A 4221-nucleotide genomic window follows, 5' to 3' on the forward strand; every position below is an offset into this window, starting at 1 on the left:
TACCTTATGTCTCCCGAAACCATTACCGATCTCTAATTCCCTTTCCTCCCGTCCCCCTGTCCCCTTTTCCCAAAAATGTCTCCCGACCTCCCCCCCGCCATCGACTACCTGCCCAACCTGCCCAAGGCCAACTTGGACGATCGCACCTTTGATGAACTGGTGGAAGAATGTCTGCTGCGGATCCCTCGCTACTGTCCAGAGTGGACAAACTACAATGCAGGCGATCCAGGTGTCACCCTAGTAGAGCTATTTGCCTGGCTGGTACACCAAATGCTCTATCGGTTTAATCAGGTACCCACGCGCCACTATGTCGCCTTTTTAGAACTGTTGGGGATTCGCTTGCAGCCGCCCACACCGGCTCAAACCCAGGTGACTTTTTACTTAACTAAGGCCCAGACGACGGCTAAAGTCATCCCGGCTGGTACCGAAGTAGCAACGGTACGCACCGAAAATCAGCCTGCGATTGTGTTTACCACTAGTCAGCCTTTGGTGATTGGTACCCCCCGGATAAAACATTTACTGTTGGGTCTAGAACCTCTGGAGCAGCCTATTGATGGAGAAATCGACAATGTGCTCCGAACAGAACAAGACTCAGCCAACCTGGAGGTTTCGCTACAGCTGTTTAAATCTTGCTCGGTGGGTAACTGCGTGTACTTTGTGTTAGCGGCGGAAGCACCCGACCAGAATGAGATAATTGCCGCAAACACTAATATTGCTCATCCGGATTTTAGTGTCTCAGAAGACACAGAGGATATCTTCAACCAAGTTCAAGGAAATATTCTGGCCCTGAACTTCAATGGTCCAGCGGCTGTTACCACCGGCATTGATCCTGAAAATCCCCCCCTCAGCTGGCAGTACTGGGACGGTCACAGCTGGCGGGATGGCATTCTCCGAGATGGGGATGACAAAACCAAGGGGTTTAGCTTTGATAAGCTGAGCCAGGGGGGACCCAACCCTGAAGTCGAAGGGGCCGATGTCATCTTACATTTACCCCAACAATGGCCTGATACTACCTTTGGTGCCTATGCAGGGCACTGGATTCGATGTGTATATACGGCCCCTAGAAGTACGCTAAATCAGCGCAGTACCCAGCAGTTTAATTACCAGCGTTCACCTGAAATTACTGGGGTAAGCGTTCGTTCCATTGGCGGGGTGACGGCGGCCAGTGAATGTGTGCAGCTTGAGCAAGAGCTACTGGGGGTAAGTACGGGTAAACCAGGGCAGGTGTTTGAACTCAGCAAACGACCGGTTTTACGGCGACATTCTGCAACAGAATATATTGAAGTGCATCCTGCCAACGCTCGACCGGAAACCTGGCAAGAGGTCGATAGCTTTGGCGCATCCGGAGCTGATGATCCCCACTATATAATCGACAATGCCAGCGGCACGGTTCAGTTTGGTCCCTTGATCCGCGAGCCTGAGCAGCTGCAACAGAAAATTCACGAACGCGCTGCCATCCAGTCTTGGGGCCGACCCAACCGTATTCGGCGATCAGTGACATCGCTGGCCGAACAAAACTATATTCCGGCAGTTTTAGCTCCTACAGATCGTTTGAGTGAGCGTCAATACGGCAAAGTGCCTCCCGTCGGTGCCGAGATTTATATGAGTGCCTACCGGGTGGGAGGGGGCAGTCGTGGCAACGTATGTGCCAAAGCGCTGACGGTACTGAAATCTTCTATCCCCTATGTCAAACAGGTGGTTAACTATCAACCAGCCCAGGGGGGACGAGATGCGGAATCTCTAAATCAGGCGATGATCCGGGTGCCTGAACTCCTGCGTACCCGAGAGACGGCCATCAGCCCTGAAGACTTTGAGCGAACGGCGAAACAGTTTGATCTAGGTCGGGCAGTTTATTTCGTCCACTGTGTACGGGCATCTCATCTAACGACGCCTGGGGTAGTACGTTTGCTGATTATTCCTCAGATTAAGCCCTGGTCGTTTGACCGGGGACTGCATCCAGATCGGCTGCAGCTGCAGGAACCGTTCAAACAGTCTCTCCACAAGCATCTAAACTTGCATCGCGCCTTAGGGATTCGAGCTACGGTTGAGCCACCGGGCTATGTCGGCATTCAAGTCACCGCAGACGTCTATCTGCAGCCCCAGTATCAGCAGTCGACGGATCTCAGCTATCTACACCAAAAATTGATCAGGGAGCTATATCAGTTTATCAATCCGATTACGGGAGGGTTTGAAAAACAGGGGTGGCCTCTGGGTAGAGCTGTGCAAACCTCCGACATCATCGCGCTTTTGCAGAATTATACAGAAGTACGCTCTGTCGGGCAGGTGCAGCTGTTGTGCTGGCGGCGCTATCACCATCAAGATACCGTTGGTTGGATGCAAATTCCCACCCCTATGGTTACCGTTCCCCTAGGAGAATTAGAAATGGCAGCTTCATGGCAGGATGAGTCTAATCCGGGGCATACCATTCGGTTTATATCGCTCTGAGGTGACTCTTTCTAACTGAAATGCTCTGGTTCTGTTACGTAATAATGCTTTAGCTGCTTAATGGTCTACCTGCCCCAGCCAAATGTTGATTTAACCGTCGTCTCCCATGCTCCGACGGATAGGAACGGCACAAACGGGGCTGTCCCTGCGGCATCTGCGGCCCCCAGACCGGAGGGCGTACTGCTAGTACCTGGCAAACTAACAGAAGTCACTGCCCGAATAAAAAACAATAGCCAGCAAGCATTACGGGTCAGTCTAGGCATACAGGGTGATTTTCCAGATGTCTGGTTTACGCCTGTACCTCATGCCAGACCAACAGAAAATGAAGCCCAGCCTGAAACCCAGACCGAAACCCAGTCTGAAACCTGGAGAGATAATTTTTCAGTTTCAGACCGTCAATCGCTGATGTTCGGGACGGAGTACTTCCAGCTGCAGCCTCGGCAGATAATGTCTATCAACCTGGGGTTTACCCTACCCGAGAGTTTTTTTGAAGATCCCTATGCGCTCAGAAATCGTGAAAATCTGGATTTAAGCTACGGTGGCGAGATCTTTTTACACCAGGCTGCCGCCGAACAGTCCTCAGTCGTTCAGCTAATTGCTTACAAAACGCTACAGCTTTATCCACGGCCTGAGCCAATTTATCAAAAGTTTTTACCCGAGTTTTATCAAACATCGGATTTTCTCGGGCGCTTCTTAAGCATTACTGAGCAGTCGTTCGAACCCGTTTATGACATAACCGAAACCTTTTGGGCCTATTTAGACCCGCTGCTGGCTCCTAAGGCCCTGGTCCCCTTTTTAGCTCACTGGGTGGCCTGGCCCATGAATCCTCACCTAACGCTCGCTCAACAGCGGCGTCTGATTCGCCATGCGGTGGAGATCTATCAGTGGCGCGGCACGGCTCGTGGTCTAACGCTATGTTTGCATCTCTGCACGAGTCTGGAGATGCAACAGATTGAGGTGATTGAACCCGATGAGCGCGAGTTTGCCCTGGGGGATATTACCTTAGGCGACCAGCCTTCTTTGGGTGGTGGCAAGGCTTACCATTTTGCTGTTGTTCTCAAACCCGATAGCCCAGAACAGTTAAATTGCTTAGACGAGACGGCCATCCGGGTGCTAATTGAACAGGAAAAACCCGCGTTCTGTACCTATGACCTGAAAATTGTGGCCCCTGCCGCCTCGCCTACATCGGATTCTGTTCCCCAGACTGCAGCCGCAAATGAAACTGGGTCGCCGACTGGCACCACCGACGGCGACTGATGTGGTTCAGTGCCAAAATGCTCTCTAAGGGCCAGTGAAAGTGATAGGCAATACAGGCTACCTCCTCTCGCAGCGTTTCTGAGGGGTAGCCTAGGGCTTTTCCGACGGGGTGAGCCCCATGCTAAAGCGATGCTGGCATTGGGGACACTGGGCTGTGAGTTCGGGGGTAGCCCCTTGATGGATTTGTTCGTAAAATAGCTTTAAGTATTGAAAGTCAGGTCTAAAGAGATTTTCTAACAGCTCTGGTGTGATGGTGTCTAGATCGCCAAGTTGTTCAACAACCTGAGCTAGCATGACCAGGGTGCTATAGCCTGGATCTGATTGCACGTCAGGATGCTGTGAACAAATAATTTCGTCCTTCGCTGTGGCTAAGCGCATACGTCCCTGACGATGCAGACTGCCCTGACTATCAATGAGACCTTTGGGCAGAACAAAGTTGAAGCTAGTTGGAAAGAGGCTGGTCATAAAAAGTGGGAGAGAATGGGGAATGGGGAATGGGGAGTGGGGAATGGGGAATGG

The 4221-nt window shown here is 51.6% G+C and carries 3 protein-coding genes and 1 pseudogene; 2 read left to right on the forward strand and 2 right to left on the reverse strand.

Features of this window, described 5'->3' with window-relative positions; genetic code table 11:
- The first annotated feature begins 75 nt into the window (after positions 1–75).
- Positions 76–2445 carry a putative baseplate assembly protein gene (locus IQ260_RS28245; protein WP_193996403.1) on the forward strand — a complete coding sequence of 790 codons (2370 nt, stop codon included), beginning with the start codon at positions 76–78 and terminating at the stop codon, positions 2443–2445.
- A 447-nt stretch (positions 2446–2892) separates the two neighbouring features.
- On the forward strand, positions 2893–3702 hold the full coding sequence (locus IQ260_RS28250) for a phage tail protein (protein ID WP_322745068.1): 810 nt from the start codon (positions 2893–2895) through the stop codon (positions 3700–3702).
- Here the strand turns inward: IQ260_RS28250 and IQ260_RS31780 are convergent.
- Positions 3701–3775 (reverse strand): annotated as a pseudogene (locus IQ260_RS31780) (DUF6760 family protein); the annotation flags it as partial. The gene IQ260_RS28250 and the pseudogene IQ260_RS31780 sit on opposite strands and share 2 nt — an antisense overlap.
- Before the next feature lie 17 nt (positions 3776–3792).
- Positions 3793–4221, reverse strand: a 429-nt coding sequence (locus tag IQ260_RS28255; RefSeq protein ID WP_228016504.1) for a hypothetical protein, incomplete at its 5' end; no start/stop codon positions are given.

The organism is Leptolyngbya cf. ectocarpi LEGE 11479, from assembly GCF_015207065.1.
GTDB classification, from domain to species: Bacteria; Cyanobacteriota; Cyanobacteriia; order Phormidesmidales; family Phormidesmidaceae; genus Leptothoe; species Leptothoe ectocarpi.